This is a genomic window from Niallia oryzisoli (assembly GCF_036670025.1).
Lineage (GTDB): Bacteria > Bacillota > Bacilli > Bacillales > Cytobacillaceae > Bacillus_BD > Bacillus_BD oryzisoli.
On the sequence record NZ_CP137640.1, the window covers coordinates 4118529 to 4136857 of the forward strand.

Below are 18329 nucleotides of genomic sequence, written 5' to 3' on the forward strand. Positions count from 1 at the left end.
AAATTCGTACCTAGTCATCACTTTCATCATCAGCATCGTCATCAGCCTCATCCATGCTGTTATCATCATTTTCATCATCAGCATTGTCATTCATCATGTTACTTGGTTGTTGTCGTGTTGTCGGCTGCTGCTGTTCTGAATACCATGATATGGATGATACTTTTCCTGTGTTTGCTTGAACATATACATGGGCACCCTCTGAATAATCGTCTACTGTCACTTTATAGTGCCTTCCATTTTGAGTATTTACGATGGATAAATTTGTGATTTCACCCTTTATTTGTTGTAACGCAATATCTTTTGCTTCCTGTTCTGATATATTTGGCGGGTTGCTTACACTACTACTAATTTCTTTATTAGAAACAATGGTTTTCTCTTTCAAATCATATTCTATAAGATAATGCTCGTTATCTTTCACAATAGTTGCTTCTACAAAAGGCTGACCTTCTTTCTTGATTTCTTTCAATTGACTAACCTGGCCACTTAATTCTTTCTCTATATTTTTTTTAGCATCTTCTATGGTGATCAAGGCTTCTTTTTTCTCAATAAGTCGTATATTACTAATTTTCTTCGTTTCACTATCAACTGAAACCTTATAAACTCCTTTGTCATTTTCAAATATAAGTTGATAGTTACGCTTCTCTTGTTCTAGTTTTGCCTTTAAGACTTTTCCTCCATAGAAATTTGTAACGATTGATTCAGCTTCTTTTTGTGAAATTGTTGTAGGATTATCTTTTATAAAAATAAGAAATAAGGAATAGGATAAGCCTAAAATGATAAACGTAATAAGGCAAATTTTTAATTTCATCTTATTACACCCCCATTTTTCGGCAATGTGATTGTAAAAGTCGCCCCATATCCTTCAGCACTTTCAAGGTTTATGTAACCATCATGTTGTTCAACTATTCGCTTGGCAATGGATAGCCCTAAACCTGATCCTCCGGTTTTTCGGCTTCTTGTTTTATCAACACGATATAATCGATCAAAAACATGCGCTTGGGCTTCAAATGGTATTCCGATTCCTTTATCCGTCACCTTAATACTCACACTTTCTTCCCACTCTTTTAACTCTACCTTAATATGATCATCACTATATTTTTTTGCATTATCTAATAAAATGACAAGTACTTGAACAAAACTCGGTTCATGTATATTCATATGAATCTCTCGTTGTTCATTTTTTAAATAAATTTCATGCTTAAAAGCTTGCTGTAATCGATGAATGGTCTTCTCGACGATTGGTACAATGTTGGTTTTTAACTTTTCATTTTCAATACATTCTTCAGATTTTGCTAATAGCAGCAATTGCTCAGTTAAATATTTCATACGGCTTGATTCAGACCCAATGGAGTCAATGGCTTCTTCTAATATATCAGGACGCTCTTTCCCCCAGCGTTTTAATATTTTCACATAACTGTCAATTACCGTTAAAGGTGTCTTCAGTTCGTGGGAAGCATCTGAGACAAACTGTTCCTGCTTTAAATAACTTTTTTCTAATTTTGTGATCATTCGATTAAACGTCATGGCCATTTCAGATAATTCGTCTTTCGAATCATTTGCAACCAATATTTTTTCAAATGATCCATCTTTTTCAATTAAGTTCATCGTTTGAGTCAAACGTTGAATCGGAAACGAAATCATACGTACTAATAACCTACTGGTTAAAGATAAAATGATAATGACAATAATCGTTGTGTATAAAAACACCCATTTTAAATCATTAATGTTACCAAATAGAACATCGACATTCTCAACAACTTGTAAATTTACAATTTCTCCGTTTTCATTAATCGTAGGAATGGAAACAACCACATACATAGAGTCTTTATATTGGACTACTTCCTCAAATTGATCGTCGTCATATTTACTAGGTATCTTAAAATAGTCACTGTTCGTAGCCGCTTGAATAATAGGATTGTGGCTGCTATTAACAACACGAATCATTCCATCACTAATTAAATAGGCCTGTAGCACTTGTTCCATAGATAAATGTGAATGGGTATTGAGTTCTTTAACCGTATTAACCGTTGTATTTGTTAATCGATTAATTTCAGAACTAATCACGGAATTTTTGAATATAAAATAAATCAATGTATTAGCGATAATGAGTACCATTAATACAACAGTCGCTGATAGTTGAATCCGCGTTCTTAATCTCATAATTAATCCTTAATCATATAGCCGACACCGCGAACAGTTTGGATAAATGGATCGTCCTTTGTGTCAGTTAATTTTTTTCTTAAATATCGAATATACACATCTACAGCATGCGTATCACCATAATAATCAATTCCCCATACTTCATTTAAAATTTGTTCACGCTCAAGTGCACGATTTTTGTTCTTAACTAAATAAATCAGGAGATCATACTCCCGCGGTGTCAAATCTATCAAACAGTCGTTTTTAAACACTTCTCTTGTATTTGTATGAATCGAAATGGAGTGAATAAGGTAGACGCTAGAATCTTCACTTTTTACACTCTTAGGCTTAAAGCGAAGATTGGAACGGATTCGTGCAAGCAATTCTTCGATTTCAAATGGTTTTGTCATATAATCATTCGCACCTAAATCTAATCCGCTTACTTTATCGTAAACTGAATCACGTGCCGTCAGCATAATAATAATCATTTCGTTATTCTCATGACGAATTCGTCTTAACACTTCCATTCCATTTAATTCAGGTATCATTACATCTAAAAGAACTAAGTCAATCTCTTCCTTCTCTAAAATGGATAGCCCTTCTTTACCTGTATAAGCAATACTTACTCGATAACCTGCATATTCTAATTCTAGCTGAATCACTCTTGCGATTTTCTCATCATCTTCAATAATTAAAATGTGACTATTCATTCTTTCACCTCATGATTTATAATTGCAACCCCATCCACTGCCAATAAGAAAAATAAAACAACATCATGATTAGTATATAAAGAGGCATGAGTATGGCGCTTATTTTTAATAGATGACTAGCATCATATGAGATTTCACTTTCCTCATAAAAGAGGAGTAATGCTTTCGAGCTAACTGGAACTGTAACACAATAGTTCATCCCTATTAAACTTAAAAAAACAACCGTCGAAGGGTTAACTCCTATCGTTTCACTAAATAATAATAAACCTGGAATAAAAACAATTGCACGTGTTGTATGTGATGTAATGTACAAATGACTTGATACAGTTAAGAGTAAGATGATTAATACAATTAGCCATTCTGGCGCGCCTATAAACAAATATAGAACATTTAGCATTTTGGTTTCGATCCATTTTACTGCACCTGTATCAACTAACACTTTTCCAAGCGCAGTTGCTGCGGCAACAAATACAATTAAATTCCAAGATACTGACTTCATTCCCTGTTTCCAACTAATAATTCCGTAATTTGGTGTCATGACTAAAACCGCACCTATCATCGTAATAAATGCTATATCATAGCCATGTATCCTTTCAGTCATCCAACCCAAGATTAAAAATGAGATTAAGATAATGATCTTTTTTTCTTTTCCATTAATCGGCCGTTTTACCATTATTTTTTCTTCCGTTTGTACATATTCCGCTTTCCTAAATCCATCTTTTGGCCACAAAATCCATTTTATTATAAAAAAGGATACAAGCGTTATAACTATAGCAAATGGTACCCCCAAAATGAACCATTTGCTAAATGAAATGGATTGATCAACCGTACTTTCAAGTAAACCGATTCCTATTAAATGAGAACCTGCTCCTATTAATGTTGCTGATGTACTCATTAATATGATCACAGGAGCTAGAACAGCCAGCACTCTTTGTTCTTTAGTAGAAAATTTTTCACTCAGCTGTTGAATAATTGGCATTGATAACGCTGCTCGCCCTGAGGTAGAGGGAATAAAAAATACGGATGCAAATAAAATTGAACTTAACCCTAAGAGAACATTGCTTTTTTTATGACACTTTCTCAATATAGATACGGTTAATCGTTCTGCTAACTGGGACTGCTTAACGGCTTCACCAATAATAAAAGAGCCCACCATTAACCATACCACTTCTTCAGATAACGAATCATATAACAAATCAGGGTTTGCAGCATTCATGATCACAATGAACATAATGAGTGAAATAGCTACAAATCCAGCGGGTATTTTAGTTGTGATCCATAAGGTCATTGCTGATAAAAATGCAAATATGGAAATCTTTGCATCATAGTTCAGACCATCGATTAATACGATGACCAATAAGATTATTACGTGTAAACTGATAATCACTAATGACCTAGTAGATAATTGATTGATCCACTGTTTGATTCTGTTATTCTTTTCAGCATGTTTCTCTATTCTAGTTATCATTTTTGATAACCGCCCTCTTTAAGAACTTTTTTTTTGCAATTCCTAAACCGATAGCAACTTGTCTTAACACTGACTCCGTACTCTCTTCGATCCATTTTGGTGCTTTTCTCATTGCCCTTTCTAGAGAAGTTGGTTGTTGAATAATACTGATATAGGCATCTATACCTGCCCGATAGTTTTGATCTGCACCTTTACCGATTGTTCCTGCAATGGCAATTACTGGGATGTTATACTTTTTCGCAATTCGTGCAACTTCCGCTGGAATTTTTCCGTTTGGTGTTTGGAAATCTAAACTCCCTTCTGCAGTGAGCACAACATCTGCTGTTAAAATTTTATCTTCTATATTGATGTAATCCATAATAATATCGAATCGTGGATGTAATATGGCTCCAGTAAAGGCAATTAGTCCTGCTCCTAACCCGCCTGAAGCTCCACTGCCTGGTAATGAACGAACATCTATCCCTACAGTTTCTTGAATTAACGTTGCATAATGTTCTAAGGCTAATGATAATTTTTCAACTTGCGCTGGTGTCGCACCTTTTTGCGGTCCAAAGATTCGTGCAACACCTTTTTCTCCACATAAAATGTTCTGCCAGTTACATGCAACATTAATAGATACGTTTTGTAAACGCTTATCCAATTTTGTTAGATCAAGAGAATACACTTGCAATAAATCCTCTCCACCGTTGATCGGAACGAATTGATGGTTCCTATCCAAAAAACGAACCCCTAATGCTAGCGCCATTCCTGCACCACCATCTGAAGTACCAGAGTCACCACACCCTATTAAAATATTATCTACCCCTAAATCAAGTGCAGATAAAATTAACTCTCCTACACCATAGGTTGTTGTTTTCAATGGGTTTCTTTGATCATGAGGGACTAGCTTCAATCCAGATACAGCTGCCATTTCAATTACAGCAGTTCGTTTATTGTTCTCTACAAATATTCCAAAATAACTCATAACTTTCTCGCCGACTGGCCCTATCACTTCATTGTATATCAATTCTCCACCTTTCATGTTAGTGATTGCTTTCGCAAATCCTTCACCGCCATCAATCATCGGAATAACTTCCAAGTCAATGGACTGATCAAAATTCCTCACACCTCGTGCCATCGCTAAAGCCACTTCCTCAGCATCTAGACATTCTTTAAATCCTGACGGTACAATTACAATTTTCATTAACTCTTCCTCCAAATATATATTTATTACTTTGTAATGTACTATCAAAAAACTAACAGGGACTTAGAGTATTATTAAAAAATGATTAGAAAACCATTTAAATAGGAAGTACCTCCAAGAAAAGGGAAAAATAGATTAATTCATTTTTATAGAAATGGACACTCTAACTTTTGTCATTCATTCGACAAAAATAAAAAAGAGGTAGCTTAGGCTATCTCTTTTTTTATTTTTGTTAGCTTTGACCAATGAGTCTTCTTCAAGACCTAGCCAACCTTCTAAAATTGAAAAACTCACAAATTAGTTGATGTGAGGGGCTTCTCATTCAGTCGAACATAGGAAAAATGAATTAACTGCTGGCACTCGTGTAATTCGCAAGAGCAAACTTCCAAAATCTTCGTGCTAACCAAAAGAAAATGATCGCGACAAGACCCGAGGCAATCGTTGTTTGAACATCCCACATCCCAAGTAAAGAACTTGCGGGAGTAAAGGTAAGAAACGCGGCAGGCAATAGATACGTTAAGGCCATGCGCATCCACCCTTTATACATCGTGATGGGGAATCGAGTGGTTTCAAAAAAGGAAGTGAATAGGAATGACAAATCATCCATCCGAATCACCCAAAAGGCTGTTGTCATTAGCAACATCCATAAAGAATAAATGATCAATAAGGCAGAAAGGATGGTAATGAAAAAGAACACCACATCAAGGAAAACTGGGAAAAATTGCTTCTCCACCAGACCATAAACAATTAATCCAAGCCCTAATAAAACATCAATCAAACGCCAGAAGTTAAGATGACGCAGGCTCACGAAAAACATACTATCAACCGGTTTTGTTAATACATAATCAAGCGTTCCCATTCGAATATGCAAAAGGAGTCTCGGCATATTTGGCCGAAGTGCGAAATCAATCAGACCTTGCAATGTGTTGTAAATCCCGAGAAGAATCAGAACATCCGCATAGGCCCAGCCCCCCAATTGATCCGTTTGATAGAAAAAGATTTGCACCATTAAAATCGAAACAATAATACCAAAAAGACTCGATAAAAGATTTCCAATAAACTCGCTGCGATATTCAAGCTCCTCTACCAGACAAGTACGAAAAAATTCTTTAAAAATATGCCAATATCGTACCATACTATCCACCCACCGCCTGATTTTTCTTTAATCCAGCCTTCCATAACCAGCTAATGGCCCCGATAAGAAGAACAGACCAAATCATCGCTCCTGTAAACCCAACAACTAGGGTATGAGTATCATAGGCGCCTGTTAAAATTTCTAATGGAAATCCAATCATATAGCGATAAGGCAGGAAAATGCTGATTTGCTTCACAACGGGCGGCAAGAGTGAAAACGGCGCGATTCTTCCTGAAATGAATAAGGAAATCGTCTCAAACATTGCATAGAGTGCGGTCACCTTTGTCATCCAAAAACCCAAAATTCCAAACAGAAAGCTGACAGAAAATCGGATAACAGCTCCCAATAACAGTGCAGCTAAGAACAGTCCCCATTGTGCTGCCGACAACTGTAACTGCAGGGAAGGAAGAAAGATGGATAAGGCAACCCAGCACGGAACAAGAACCACTAAAAACAAGCCTTTATACACAATATTTTCAGCAATTGCCCAGTGAACTGGATGAAACGGCCGCACGATTTGATAGGAGAACGTTCCTTCCCGAATTTGACGATCCATTTCCCAAACGTCCCATGCACTTGTCAGCCGCTCGACCATAATCAGGGAGATAAAATACAATATAAATGCGTCTCCTTGGTCTGGATAAATATTCATCCAAACCATCATCGTAATTAAAGGCTGGACCATCGTGCCGAACATCCAGACCATCGTAGAGAGCTGATATGAAAACATCTCTACATATTTCATTCGCAAAATCGCCCGATATTTAGCTAGCATGGGATTCCTCCTGGAAGGCTAGCGTAATGACTTCTTCCATTGGCGGCTCTTGGATATTGAGGTCATGAATGTCAAAATTGGCCAGCAATTCAGATGAGACCATCGGTACCCGACCCCTTGCCACTCGCAGCGTCAATTTTCCATCCTCAAATGAAACCACCTCACCGAAAGATTCCCAAGCAATATCAGACATGGAAGAAAGACGAACCTCTAGCAATTTATACGGCGTTAATCTCTCTGTTAAAACCTGTAGCTCTCCGTCATAAAGAAGTTTCCCATGATTAATGATCAGTACCCGATCACAAAGGGCTGTCACATCTCCCATATAATGAGAGGTTAAGAGAATCGTTGTTTTGTGTTCCCGATTATACTTAGCAATGAATTGGCGTACTTTTTCCTGCGTATCGACATCCAATCCAATGGTCGGTTCATCTAAAAAAAGAATCGATGGACGATGTAATAACGAAGCAGCCAGCTCACATTTCATCCGTTGACCGAGACTAAGGTTGCGTACCGGCTTACCTAGCAAAGGCTCCAGCTCTAAGAGTTCAACCAATTCATCTAAGGTTTGGCGAAATACTTTTTCTTCAATTTCATACACGCTTTTATTAACGAGAAAGGTTTCCATCGGCGGGATATCCCAAATTAATTGACTCTTTTGTCCCATAACCAGACTCATGATTTTTTTGAACTCATTTTTCTGCTCCTGCGGTTTAAAGCCGCTCACATCTATCTTTCCAGAAGTAGGATGCAAGAGACCGGCTAGCATCTTTATCGTGGTTGTTTTTCCCGCTCCATTCGGTCCTAAAAACCCCACGATCTCCCCGGTATCAATGGTAAAGGACACATCCTTCACGGCCTGAACCGTTTGGTATTCCCGTTTGAACAAACTGCGCAGCGCTTCTGACCAGCCTTCTTTCCGAACATGGACACGAAACGATTTATTTAAATTTTCAACTTGAATGGACATGTTTCCTCCAACTATGAAATAATGATTACTTTAAAAGTTTAGTAAAAATATAGAAGAAGTCAATAATTAATATTTGTGAGCGTTGTTTGTGGCATAGTATCGCTTATTGCAACGATTACATAATCAAAATTTCGGCTCTCAATGGATTTTGTGATTCCTCTTCTGTAAAATCAAATCAAGTACAATAGCATGTGTGAGCGATAAACTACTATCTTCAATTTGATCATCATCTAAATCTGTACTTCTTGTCGATCTTCGTATCTTTGATGCAATACTTGTTCCGAATCTTCCTAAACTTAAACAGCCTAGCTTTGGCATTCACCCCAGGATAATATTAATTATAATTAATTAAACCTACCCGATTAATATTTTTTCTTCAGCATATCTAATCTTTGCTTCTTTTCGATTGTTTAAAAGTGCAAATGCCATTGTTAATGGTCCGATCCTTCCAATAAACATCATAATCGTAATTAAAACTCTTCCTATAGGAGACAGTTCAGGTGTGAAATTTGCAGACAAACCTACTGTAGCAGAGGCAGAAATGGTTTCAAATAATAGCTTGCTCATATCAGCTTTCTCGGAAAAAGTTAATAAAAAGAATATCAGGAAAATAAAAAGAATTGCTGTCACCACAATTGATAATGATTTATTTACTAATTCCCACGAAATCCTGCGTTTAAAAATATTTACATCATTCCGATTCGTTACCACTGTCCAAAAAGCTAAAATAATAATGGCAAAAGTAGTTACTTTAATACCTCCACCAGTAGAGCCTGATGAAGCACCAATAAACATTAGAGCCATCATGAAAACAAGGGAAGACAAGTTCAAGGCACCAATATCAATTGTATTAAAACCTGCTGTCCTTGTTACGACACCTTGAAAGTAGGATGCCCATAGCTTATCTCCTAACTCCAAATTTCCAATAGTTGCAGGATTACTGTATTCTGAGACCAAAATGATTAAAGGTCCTATAATATTAAGTATTAATGTCATGAGCAATACGACTTTAGAATGAAGGGATAATTTGCGTAAAGATCTTTTATGAAAAAGATCGAGAATTACTGTAAAACCAATACCCCCAGTAATGAAAAGAAGGGTAACCATTAGATTAACTGTCGGATCACCTACCCATTTGCTAAGATTGTCAGATTCAAGCCCAAACCCAGCATTATTAAAGGCTGATATGGAGTGGAATATACCATAGTAAATGGCTTTCCCTAGCGGCATTTCAAATGACCAACGTATTGCTAAAGTAGCAGCACCAATTAGTTCTACAATAACAGTAATGAGAATGATACGTTTTACTAGGCTAACGACTCCTGAGAGAGTAAATACGTTTAATGAATCTTGTAATAATAAGCGTCCCTTGAGTCCAATCTTTTTACCTAAGATAATATACATGAATATACCTGTGGTCATAAAACCCCAACCACCAATCTGAATCAAACAAAGAAGAACAATTTCACCAAATAACGTAAAAGTTGTTCCAGTATCCACTACTGCCAAACCTGTAACACAAACAGCAGAGGTAGCTTCAAATAAAGCATCAATAAAGCTAAGTCCATGTCCTTTTTCATTTGTAGCAATTGGTAGCATGAAAAGCAGGGTCCCCAAAAATATTAGACAACCGAAACCAATTACAAGAATTTGGGCAGGATGCAAACTGATTAAATTCCCTTTTCTTTTAAACAATTTCACATTACTTACTCCCTTTTATTAGATTGAATCTTCTAATTTTACTAATTCGTCCATAATTTGACTACGTTCATGCTCAGCGACTTCATTAGAGAGAATGTCTTCCTTGTTTAATTTATCAATGGTTTCGTATTGTGCGTATAATGCATATTTTTGTAAAATGATTTGTTGTTTCTCTTTTAGATTAGGATACTTCTCAAAAAGTTGCTCCAATTTGTTCTTTAATTCCGATAGTTGTTGTTCGTATTGTGTAATAATCTCATTCGAAGCAGCTTCAGTAATAAACAACCTCTTTCTAACCCTGTTTATTTCCGTAATAGCCGTTTCGAATTTATGTCCTCGTGCTACAATTTCTTCATATTCTTTAAATCCCTCTGCTTTTTTATTTACTCCTAGGATAGATAATAGGGGTTTTATTGAAAGTCCCTGAAATACCAATGAGAATAACACTACACTGAATGCAAATATTAGAATTTCCTCCCGACCTGCAAAATCTCGTGGCAGGCTTAAAACAAGGGCAATTGATAATGATCCCTTAAGCCCTCCCCAATTGATTACGTGCTTCCAACTGGTGAAGAAATTCTTAGTGAATAGTAAACTTGCATAAACGGAAATACTTCTTGCCACAAGTACGATTAATATCGCAAGAAAAATATACCCCCATTTGTCTGTTACGTTAATCCTGGTTATTTCCAGCCCTACCATTAGAAATACAATTGAATTAGCTAATAGTGCCGTGACTTCCCAAAAATTATTAATATTTAACTTTGTAGTCGGGCTCATTCCAATTTTTGCCCCGTAATTTCCAAAAATCATAGCAGCAACAACAACAGCAATTACGCCAGAGGCATGTACAGCTTCGGCAATTAAGAAAGATCCATAAAACAGAATAACACTAAAGATGATTTCCAAAGGATAATCGTCAAAGTAGCTTGTTAATTTTGAAAAACCAAAACCAAGCGCACCTCCAATGATTAGTCCAAGGAAAATCACTTTAATAAATTCCCATATTCCATATCCTATACCCGCCAATCCAATATCAAGATATGTCAGCAAATAAAAGGCGGAGATTTTAAAAAGGACTACCGCAAGTCCATCATTAAATAGACTTTCTCCTTCAATAACAATTGCCAGCCTTTTGTTTACGCCTAAGCTTTTAAAAATTGAAAGAACACTTACCGGGTCTGTGGCACTCATTAAAGCAGCAAAAACAAATGCTGTTTGAATGGAAAAACCTAAAAGCCATATTGAAGAAAAACCAACAATAAGAAATGATAGAAGCGTCGCTCCAAAAGCTAGAGCTAGAATCGGCTTTTTATTCTCTTTTAAATGAGAAAAGGAAAGCTTTAAAGACGCTTCACCTAATAAAGCAGGCAAAAACAGAGTAATGATAACAAAGTTGAAGATTTCACCTTCTGTAATAAAATCCTTTAAAGGCTCAAAAATTGGGATGTTTATAAGACCAATAATTGTACCTACAATTACTAATGCAATCGGGTAAGGTCGGTTGAGTTTTTTGGCTATAGCTGTTGTTCCAGCTGCAATCATTACTAAAATAAGTCCAAGTTTGAAAATATGATGTAAATCTACGTCATGCAAATTTCATAACCCCCTTTAGGTTCTAGTATTCCAAAAGGGAGTTGTTTGTATCAGTTTTATCCGAATGAAACAAATAAAGTTGCACCATCTCAGAAGTTGATGGTGCAACTTTATTAATGTTAAGACCAGTTTTTATCCTTACTGTTTAAATTCTATGAGTAAAAGGGTGTCCTAAAATCCTAAGCATTTGGAACAAACCTAATTACCATTAAACCAATTATTGACGCAAATTACATTGTGCTAATGTCTATCACGAATCGATACTTCACGTCTGAAGCTAATACACGTTCATAGGCTTCGTCAATTTGATCGGCTGAAATCACTTCTATCTTAGGAACAATGTTATGTTCTGCACAGAAGTTTAACATTTCCTGCGTCTCACGAATGCCACCAATCATGGAACCTGCAAATGAACGGCGATGACCGATGAGAGAGAACACATTTAGTGACAATGGCTCTGCAGGAGCACCAACATTTACCAGAGCACCATCAAGAGTGAGCAGCCCTAAATAAGCATCCAATTTAATCTGTGCACTTACCGTGTTAATAATTAAGTCAAAATGTCCGGCAAGTTTCTCGAATGTTTCTGGATCGCTTGTTGCATAGTAGTGGTCCGCGCCCAATTGCAAGCCATCTTCCTTTTTCTTCAATGTCTGTGAAAGAACTGTGACCTCGGCACCCATGGCATGGGCAATTTGAACAGCCATATGACCAAGACCGCCCATACCAACCACCGCTACTTTCTTACCTGAACCAGCTCCCCAATGATTTAGTGGAGAATATGTCGTAATCCCTGCGCATAGTAATGGTGCGGCGACATCAAGCTCAATGCTATCAGGAATTCTTAGAACGAAATCTTCCTGTACAACAATGTGAGTAGAATAGCCTCCTTGAGTAGGTTCGCCGTATTTGTCAACACCTGCATAGGTTTGGATATTTCCCTTGAGACAGTATTGTTCTTCTCCTTTAAGGCAGTTCTCACACTTGCCGCAAGAGTCAACCATACATCCGACCCCTACCCGGTCACCAACCTTGTATTTTGTCACCTGTGCCCCTACTGCCGTAACAATACCGGCAATTTCGTGTCCAGGTACGAGAGGATAGTTCACGGGCCCCCATTCACCGTGAGCAGTATGAATGTCAGAATGGCATATGCCGGCATATTTGATTTCAATTAGAACATCATGAGTATCAAGATCACGTCGTTTAATTTCAGCTACGCGGAACGGTTTGTCTGGACCATCGACAGCTCTGGCTTTAGCAGTTATCATATGTAAAACCTCCAATTATCTAAACTTTTCAAGAGAATATGCTTGTATAAGGGAAACGATTCCCTTCATTTTCTATCACTGTATATTTCTCTTGCAAAACCAATGTTAATCCCTATAGTTAACTCTAGGTCAAGTGATTCAGATATTTTTCTTTTAAAAATCTCCCCGGCCATACTGGTTTCCTATCATCGATTTAACTGTTTTTTTAAAGAAAGTATAACTCTATTAAACAAGCAAATTTATACATTCCTTTCATGTGACTTTAATATACAGCAAATAACTTGATAGAATCCCGTCATAACATTAGAGTTTACTCGAGGTCTATATTATTTAGAAAGGAAGATAAACATTGAAGACATTTTCGATCAGCGAAGTTGCTAAAGAATTGAATCTTACCGTCTATACCTTGCGTTACTACGACAAAGAGGGACTTATGCCTTTTGTTGAGCGGACAGCCAGCAGAACACGATTGTTTAAAGAATCCGATATCGACGCTTTAAAAATAATTGAATGTCTGAAATCCACCGGGATGCCTATTAAGGAAATAAAAAAATTCATTGAATGGTGCTTTGACGGGGACTCCACGCTGCAGCAGCGATATGACATGTTTATGGAAAGAAAATCCAGTGTAGAAGCACAGATGGAAGAACTAAAAAAAACAATGAAACTCATCGAGCATAAATGTTCGTATTACAAGAAGGCTTTGGAAGCTGGTACAGAAGATATTCATAAAAACAATAAAATAGAGATTCCTAGTACTAATTAAAGAAAACCACCTGTCGTTCATAAAATTTATATAGGAATGACAGGTGGTTTTTTAGAATGAGGCTCTTATTCTGACAGACTCTTCTTTTTTCACTTTCTCCTTGTCAGAATGAGGTTCCTATCATAGAAGGAAGTGGTCTGTTTAAGTAAAAAAAGCAAGTTAATAAAAATTGTAACCTTATGCATACTTTATCCATCATTAAGGATACTATTACTTGTATTTACAATTGTAGCTACAAGTGAGGATCATGCATAATGAATTTTTTGATTCAGCAAAAAATGGTTTTGACCATAAGAGCATTGTATTTTTGTTTGGCAGAACAATGGTCTACATTAGGGAAAGATTATGATATATCCCCTGCCCAGCAGCATATTTTATTTTTACTTACAGTCAACCCTTCCCTTACACCTACTCAAATAAGTGAATTAGGCTGTTGGCATATCTCTACTGTAACGAGACTGCTCAAGCCTTTGAAGGAAAATGGTCTTATTTCTGTTTCGCCTGATCCTACGCAGCGGAAATGTAAAAAGGTCTCTATCTCCGAAGAGGGGAAAAGTCGCTTTAAAGATATAATTCAATCCATTCAAATGAAAGAACACTTTCCATTTCCGATGGACCATTTATCAGAGAAGGAATTATTTCATTTTTTAGATTGTGGGAAAAAGATTCTTGATGTTATGAAAGGAGAAGATTTTTACAGGAAAGTCGTTATGGCGAAAATTGAAGGTGTAGATTATATATGAAGTTAATTCTCAATCGAAAATGACAGAGCAGCCTCAAGAGCTACTCTGTTATGAAAATATAAGAAATTATAGTAAATCTTCCAACTTCGAATGGTAAAAGCAATCAACAATGGTGTCAAATCTACGTGAAAACAGTTGTTTGCTTTTGATTGGTACTTTAAATTTAATAATGAAAAATACAATTGAACAAACGGAGAGAAAGAACGTTAATAGTGGTCTTTTAGTAAACAGAGAACTAAGTATATACATCATTGCGTAGAGTACGCTTGACCAAAAAATGTTCCAGCCATGTTTGTACTGAATCATTTTTTGCTTGTGTGCGATGTATTCAACAATACTAGAGGACAAAACCCATTTAACAAGATAACAAAGCTGTTTCCATCGAGCTTTTGGATACTTAGAAAGAAATAAAAGGACTAGTGATGGTGTGACAATGAAAATATGAATAATTCGCAATAACCTCCAATTAAAATTCGAAGGTGTAAATTCCCAAACAAGATGCCTTTTACATAATTTGTAATAAAGCACATGCACAATAGTAACATAGCTTAAGGATTTGTAATGCTTCGGAAAATCACGCCATGCCTTCCCACAAACGCTTAAAACTAAAACAAGCAATATTAAGACAATATGCTTCCATTTCAATATTTGTTTTTTGCTCATACATTCCACCTATATTTATTTAATACAAATAGTTTCCGTATTGCTTTACAAATTATGTATTTCATTTCGCGGGTCGGAGGGACAGGCACCTTGACCCAGGAAATCAATTTCATTTAGTTATACACACCATCGTTTCAGTTAACCAAAACGTGTTATTCAATCTTCCCATTTAATAAAAGTATGGGTAGGGTTCTTTTTCTTCAATTGACAGAAACAAAGAACTCTCCCCAGGATGTCACATCAAACTATTATTCTTTTTCATTTAAATACCCTTTATTGACCGCATCGGTGATCAGCCATTCAACGAACTCCTTTAGAGCCTTAGAGTTTTTAGTTGCACCTTCAATTCGTGCAAGCACTCGATCGGACGTCACTTTATTCTTTTTCCAGGAATATCCCTGTGTATAGTAATTCTGCAGCAATGGTTGGACCAAATCTAAGGCAGCCGCAAATTGTGCTTCATTCGTCTCCCCTTCTTCAAATTCCAACCACAGCGCCATCATTTCATCACGTTGATCATCCGGAAGCAAACCAAAGATACGGGAAGCAGCCCTCCCTTCTCTTTCAGCCTTGTCTAGATTACCAACCTGGTCATAGGCAAAGGTATCCCCTGCATCGATTTCAACAATATCGTGTATCAATGCCATTTTCATAACTTTGGCGATATCAACAGACTCGTCTGCATATTCACTAAGAATCACCGCCAGCATAGCAAAATGCCAGGAATGCTCTGCTGAATTTTCCCATAGTGATTCATCTTGTGTGTCTCCAATAATTCGACTTTGACGCATGACTCGTTTCAATTGATCAATTTCAACAATAAAATCAATTTGCCGTTTCAATCTCTCATTATCCATTTGCATACCTCTCTTTTCAGCCTGACAGTAGTCTATTTTCCTTCATTTTATCTCTTCAAAATGAATAAAAAAACAAAAGACAGAATATTCTTGACGGGTTCCGTTTCCTATCAACTTTTGAAAGTGAAATTTATGAACTTATTCGAAATAGAAAACCATTAGTTAGCATATTGTATTATTTAGGCAGCACTTTTATCGGCATCATTATGATTTATATTGCAGTAATATTTTTTCATGCTTTTTCAACAAAAAAATAAATTAAATTGGTAGAAATTCAGGAGGAATTGGATTTTGAGTGATATTATAAAAATATTTTTAATGAATAGTATTAACGATCTTGACAACCTTCTTATTATCTCAGCTGTTATCCGAAAATATGGCTATAAGATTGGAGAATTGTTCATTTACATTATTTTCAGTATAACCTTAAGCCGAACGATATATGTAATGGTTATTCATTCGTTAGCTGAATTTCCGGGTTTGAGATTCATTACAGGGGTAATTATTCTATTTATTGCATTTCGGTTAGTATGGTCTATTGAGAATGACAGCAAGGCGAGACCGATTCCAAGTATATCGATTTTTCGAATGATGTTGATTGTTCTTGCTACAGATTTTTCAGTTTGTTTAGATAGTGTAATAATCACAGCCGAACTCTCATCAAACCCCCTTTTTATAATAATAGGTATATTCTTAAGTGTATCTGCTGTTTTTTTCTTATATAATTCGTTTTCGGACATTTTAGGAAACACATCTTGGATTCAAGTAATCACAAGTGGATTATTAGCCCATATTGCTATTTTAAACATAGTTAAAGACCCCATAACAAAAATACCAATACTCTTTATTGAAAATTTTTTAGAAATACAAATTAACAGTTGGATAAATGTTTTTGCATTAGACATAGCCATTATTGTGATTATAATCGGGGTTATAAGGAGATTCCAAAATCGAACGATCCTTTAGGAAGTTTAAAAGCTTGGTATGAACACCAAGCTTTTTTGTTAAAACCGCCGCAATTAAAAGAGATTTTTTCATCATATTTAATCATACTTCCTCTCACATAATTATCGATGACAGGGCCCTTTGTCATTTCATAGATAATAACGAAGCAAAATTAATATATAACATGATGAGCAAAAAAATTTTGGAGGCAAGGGGTTAGGCGGCTTCAAAAACATGAAAACCTCCAAGCCAAGGAGGTTTTTGTCTTAATGAAGAATTATTTCTACTGATAACAAATACATCATCAGCAATCAGGATAACCTGTACGAGTCTATTCTTCACTCCTCGCGTCTCATTCCTGCGAACCTTTGGCAAGTGAATTTCTATCAATCGCTTCAGGCTGTTTTTCTAACCATCCATGCTTAACCATAATAGTATAACAAAGAGCTCCCGCCTGCAGTGCATGGTTAAATACTCCCTTGTAGTTAAGGATGATATCTGATCTTAGACTGGAACCCATTGCAGCCCCATAATAGGATAGAGCCGTATTGACTAATAACGCTGCATGAAACATCATCAATTTGTCTGAAAATGGACTTACCGTCGAATCGGTGATTTCAGCATCCCATCTCTCGGGTATTGGAAGATTATCCTCCTGCAGGATCGCTTCAAAGCTTTCTGCATCTTTTCCCGCTAATTTCACATTTTTGATCATAAATTGGCGAACTTCTTCCGCCACTGCCACCTGACTAAAAGCCAAACTTAACGATCTGATAAATCCAGTTTTCCTAGAATTAAAGAAAAGGTTGCTGATTTCAGAACTATTGAGCGGTCTTTTGTCACCAAATAAATTGGCAATGATTCCTGTTGAATCAAAAAATTCCACTTCATCCGGCGAATCAACGGTCGGCACACTTGTAAAATGGAATTTGGTTTTAGCCAATTCCATTATTTTTTTGTACAATTCTCTAGATGATCCCACACATTCAAAATAAAAATCTTGGATGTCTTCTCTCTCCACATTGGTAATAGCTAGGCTGTAGGAGGTTAACCCATGGATTGTCATAATATAAGAATAAAAAAGTAAAAATTGGTCAGAAAACAGACGCGGAGCTTTCAGATTCACATCTTTACCTGTAAAGCCAATTGGGATTTGGTAATTCGCGCTTTTCAAGATTGTAGTGATTTCCGTGACATGATTTTCAGCTAATTGTAAGGCAAATTGTAGGATAGACTTTATCTCTGCATTTTCAACAATTCTCAAAAAATATTTATAAACACAGATTGCCATACTATCACCCATATACTGAAGCCATAAAGCTGATATTTCCGCAGCAGTTAAAGGATTTTTCTTTGTATTTCCAAAGATGCCCAAAAGAATACCCTCCAATTTTTATTAATTCTGGC

The 18329-nt window shown here is 36.3% G+C and carries 18 protein-coding genes; 3 read left to right on the top strand and 15 right to left on the bottom strand.

Going from position 1 to position 18329, the window contains the following annotated elements; genetic code table 11:
- Nucleotides 1-10: 10 nt before the first annotated feature.
- The 11 genes from R4Z09_RS20660 to R4Z09_RS20710 all read right to left on the bottom strand — a co-directional run bounded on the left by R4Z09_RS20660 (nt 11) and on the right by R4Z09_RS20710 (nt 12948).
- Entirely contained in the window at nt 11-808 is a 798-nt protein-coding gene (locus R4Z09_RS20660; protein WP_338448612.1) for a PepSY domain-containing protein, read from the bottom strand.
- Complete coding sequence (locus tag R4Z09_RS20665; protein WP_338448613.1) at nt 805-2160, bottom strand: sensor histidine kinase; 1356 nt, start codon at nt 2158-2160, stop codon at nt 805-807. The genes R4Z09_RS20660 and R4Z09_RS20665 overlap by 4 nt, the downstream gene beginning before the upstream one ends.
- Nucleotides 2161-2162: 2 nt before the next feature.
- Entirely contained in the window at nt 2163-2849 is a 687-nt protein-coding gene (locus tag R4Z09_RS20670) for a response regulator transcription factor (RefSeq protein WP_338448614.1), read from the bottom strand.
- Nucleotides 2850-2865: 16 nt separating this feature from the next.
- A complete protein-coding gene (locus R4Z09_RS20675; protein WP_338448615.1) occupies nt 2866-4317 on the bottom strand; it encodes an SLC13 family permease in 1452 nt (483 codons plus the stop codon).
- A complete protein-coding gene (locus R4Z09_RS20680) occupies nt 4307-5500 on the bottom strand; it encodes a glycerate kinase (RefSeq protein ID WP_338448616.1) in 1194 nt (397 codons plus the stop codon). Before R4Z09_RS20680 ends, R4Z09_RS20675 begins: the two co-directional genes overlap by 11 nt.
- Before the next feature lie 346 nt (nt 5501-5846).
- Nucleotides 5847-6635, bottom strand: coding sequence for an ABC transporter permease (locus tag R4Z09_RS20685; protein ID WP_338448617.1), 789 nt, complete (start codon nt 6633-6635; stop codon nt 5847-5849).
- Between the two features lies 1 nt (nt 6636).
- Entirely contained in the window at nt 6637-7410 is a 774-nt protein-coding gene (locus R4Z09_RS20690) for an ABC transporter permease (protein WP_338448618.1), read from the bottom strand.
- A complete protein-coding gene (locus R4Z09_RS20695) occupies nt 7400-8380 on the bottom strand; it encodes an ABC transporter ATP-binding protein (protein ID WP_338448619.1) in 981 nt (326 codons plus the stop codon). The genes R4Z09_RS20690 and R4Z09_RS20695 overlap by 11 nt, the downstream gene beginning before the upstream one ends.
- A 354-nt stretch (nt 8381-8734) precedes the next feature.
- Nucleotides 8735-10081, bottom strand: coding sequence for a TrkH family potassium uptake protein (locus R4Z09_RS20700; RefSeq protein WP_338448620.1), 1347 nt, complete (start codon nt 10079-10081; stop codon nt 8735-8737).
- 18 nt (nt 10082-10099) lie between these two features.
- A complete protein-coding gene (locus tag R4Z09_RS20705; protein ID WP_338448621.1) occupies nt 10100-11677 on the bottom strand; it encodes a cation:proton antiporter in 1578 nt (525 codons plus the stop codon).
- A gap of 230 nt (nt 11678-11907) precedes the next feature.
- On the bottom strand, nt 11908-12948 hold the full coding sequence (locus R4Z09_RS20710) for an NAD(P)-dependent alcohol dehydrogenase (RefSeq protein ID WP_338448622.1): 1041 nt from the start codon (nt 12946-12948) through the stop codon (nt 11908-11910).
- 349 nt (nt 12949-13297) lie between these two features.
- On the opposite strand from R4Z09_RS20710, the gene R4Z09_RS20715 reads away from it, so the two are divergent.
- Nucleotides 13298-13714, top strand: coding sequence for a MerR family transcriptional regulator (locus R4Z09_RS20715; protein ID WP_338448623.1), 417 nt, complete (start codon nt 13298-13300; stop codon nt 13712-13714).
- A gap of 254 nt (nt 13715-13968) precedes the next feature.
- The gene (locus tag R4Z09_RS20720; protein ID WP_338448624.1) at nt 13969-14457 is read left to right on the top strand and encodes a MarR family transcriptional regulator; all 489 of its coding nucleotides are present in this window, start codon (nt 13969-13971) and stop codon (nt 14455-14457) included.
- 66 nt (nt 14458-14523) lie between these two features.
- Here the strand turns inward: R4Z09_RS20720 and R4Z09_RS31155 are convergent, their stop codons facing one another.
- Together R4Z09_RS31155 and R4Z09_RS20725 are read right to left on the bottom strand one after the other, a co-directional pair.
- Entirely contained in the window at nt 14524-15120 is a 597-nt protein-coding gene (locus R4Z09_RS31155; protein WP_422392207.1) for a CBO0543 family protein, read from the bottom strand.
- Between the two features lie 248 nt (nt 15121-15368).
- Nucleotides 15369-15977 (bottom strand): HD domain-containing protein, encoded by a 609-nt coding sequence (locus R4Z09_RS20725; protein WP_338448625.1) that lies wholly within the window; start codon nt 15975-15977, stop codon nt 15369-15371.
- Between the two features lie 291 nt (nt 15978-16268).
- Here R4Z09_RS20725 and R4Z09_RS20730 point away from each other — a divergent pair, with 291 nt between their 5' ends.
- Complete coding sequence (locus tag R4Z09_RS20730; protein ID WP_338448626.1) at nt 16269-16943, top strand: TerC family protein; 675 nt, start codon at nt 16269-16271, stop codon at nt 16941-16943.
- 195 nt (nt 16944-17138) lie between these two features.
- Here the strand turns inward: R4Z09_RS20730 and R4Z09_RS20735 are convergent, their stop codons facing one another.
- Both R4Z09_RS20735 and R4Z09_RS20740 read right to left on the bottom strand, forming a co-directional pair.
- Nucleotides 17139-17264, bottom strand: coding sequence for a hypothetical protein (locus R4Z09_RS20735; RefSeq protein ID WP_338448627.1), 126 nt, complete (start codon nt 17262-17264; stop codon nt 17139-17141).
- 10 nt (nt 17265-17274) lie between these two features.
- On the bottom strand, nt 17275-18297 hold the full coding sequence (locus R4Z09_RS20740) for a DUF3231 family protein (protein ID WP_338448628.1): 1023 nt from the start codon (nt 18295-18297) through the stop codon (nt 17275-17277).
- Between the last annotated feature and the right edge of the window lie 32 nt (nt 18298-18329).

Bases quoted from the DNA above. Each gene is read 5' to 3' on its own strand.
- R4Z09_RS20660 (WP_338448612.1), bottom strand. From the start codon at position 808: ATGAAATTAAAAATTTGCCTTATTACGTTTATCATTTTAGGCTTATCC.
- R4Z09_RS20665 (WP_338448613.1), bottom strand. From the start codon at position 2,160: ATGAGATTAAGAACGCGGATTCAACTATCAGCGACTGTTGTATTAATG.
- R4Z09_RS20670 (WP_338448614.1), bottom strand. From the start codon at position 2,849: ATGAATAGTCACATTTTAATTATTGAAGATGATGAGAAAATCGCAAGA.
- R4Z09_RS20675 (WP_338448615.1), bottom strand. From the start codon at position 4,317: ATGATAACTAGAATAGAGAAACATGCTGAAAAGAATAACAGAATCAAA.
- R4Z09_RS20680 (WP_338448616.1), bottom strand. From the start codon at position 5,500: ATGAAAATTGTAATTGTACCGTCAGGATTTAAAGAATGTCTAGATGCT.
- R4Z09_RS20685 (WP_338448617.1), bottom strand. From the start codon at position 6,635: ATGGTACGATATTGGCATATTTTTAAAGAATTTTTTCGTACTTGTCTG.
- R4Z09_RS20690 (WP_338448618.1), bottom strand. From the start codon at position 7,410: ATGCTAGCTAAATATCGGGCGATTTTGCGAATGAAATATGTAGAGATG.
- R4Z09_RS20695 (WP_338448619.1), bottom strand. From the start codon at position 8,380: ATGTCCATTCAAGTTGAAAATTTAAATAAATCGTTTCGTGTCCATGTT.
- R4Z09_RS20710 (WP_338448622.1), bottom strand. From the start codon at position 12,948: ATGATAACTGCTAAAGCCAGAGCTGTCGATGGTCCAGACAAACCGTTC.
- R4Z09_RS20720 (WP_338448624.1), top strand. From the start codon at position 13,969: ATGAATTTTTTGATTCAGCAAAAAATGGTTTTGACCATAAGAGCATTG.
- R4Z09_RS31155 (WP_422392207.1), bottom strand. From the start codon at position 15,120: ATGAGCAAAAAACAAATATTGAAATGGAAGCATATTGTCTTAATATTG.
- R4Z09_RS20725 (WP_338448625.1), bottom strand. From the start codon at position 15,977: ATGGATAATGAGAGATTGAAACGGCAAATTGATTTTATTGTTGAAATT.